Raw genomic sequence first — 1,068 nt, 5'->3', positions numbered from 1 at the left:
GTTTTATAACAAACTATCTATTATTTACTACATTAACCTCATAAACACGTAAAAAAGCAATTAAATGCTCACATGCTCTTTCACATGCTAGCATTTTAAAGATTTTTTGTTCTTCTTTCGTTTTATCATTTGCTTGATCTGAAGCAGCTTTTAAACAGAGAAATGGTTTTATATTTATTTGGCATACATAGGCGAAAGCTGCTACTTCTTGATCAACTGCCAATGCTCCATATACGGTATGGAGTAAATATCTCATTTCTGAACTACGAATACGTTGATCTCCTGATAAAAATGTACCGAAATGTATCGGATCATACGATCGTATTTTTTTTATTCTTCTTACAAGTGATTTTGTTGTTTCAATAGGTGCTGTTCTACCGTTATATAAATTAAAAACATCTTCTCCTGAACCAGCAGCAGTAACATCATGTTGTATTGCGTTTAGTGCGACTACAATATGACCGTTTTTCACCTTGTTTGATAAACTTCCGCATATTCCTGTCATAAACAGCTCATCTGGCTGAAACTCACTAATTAACAATTGTACACAACTAGCGCAGCTTACTTTACCGACACCAGTAACAACTGATATAATTTCCAGCTCATTAATAGTATGAAAATGAAATTCCCAAGCTGCTCTTTTTTCAACACGTTCACTTGGATAATGTTGATGCAAATACGTCAGTTCTGGTTCCCATGCAGAGACAATTGCAATACGTTTCATTACACGCTTCACTTCCCCTATTGTCATTTAAATGAGTTATCTATACTTTCTCATTCATAATCTAGAATCCATTCTTTATATTTCTTATATAAATCTCGTATTATTTCTTTATTCTTCCCAATTACTTCACTTCCTCTATCATCATACATAAACATGACAATATCTTTCGTTGCATTTATGAGAAATACATTTGGATAAGAAATTTCTTTTTTTCGTCCAAATCGAGGATACAGAGCAGAGAAATCCTCATAATTAGCAGCTTGTATAAGCAATTTATACTTAATACCTTCCGCAAGACATTTTAAAGAAAATTGATATGTACAATATAAATCTGCTTCTTCATC

2 protein-coding genes are annotated in these 1,068 nt (G+C 32.6%); both read right to left on the bottom strand.

Annotation, left to right across the window (positions count from 1 at the left end; genetic code table 11):
• Positions 1-13 precede the first annotated feature (13 nt).
• The gene (locus tag ABWK52_RS15145) at positions 14-751 is read right to left on the bottom strand and encodes a phosphorylase family protein (RefSeq protein ID WP_141537347.1); all 738 of its coding nucleotides are present in this window, start codon (positions 749-751) and stop codon (positions 14-16) included.
• Positions 752-774: 23 nt separating this feature from the next.
• A partial coding sequence (locus ABWK52_RS15140; RefSeq protein WP_353771975.1) for a DUF3885 domain-containing protein occupies positions 775-1,068 on the bottom strand: 294 nt, incomplete at its 5' end.

It is taken from the genome of Bacillus sp. AP50, assembly GCF_040492675.1.
Classification (GTDB): Bacteria; Bacillota; Bacilli; order Bacillales; family Bacillaceae_G; genus Bacillus_A; species Bacillus_A cereus.
Note: the sequence above shows the minus strand (reverse complement) of the source record. Positions and strands in the feature narration are given on the sequence as shown.

Bases quoted from the DNA above. Each gene is read 5' to 3' on its own strand.
- ABWK52_RS15145 (WP_141537347.1), bottom strand. From the start codon at position 751: ATGACAATAGGGGAAGTGAAGCGTGTAATGAAACGTATTGCAATTGTC.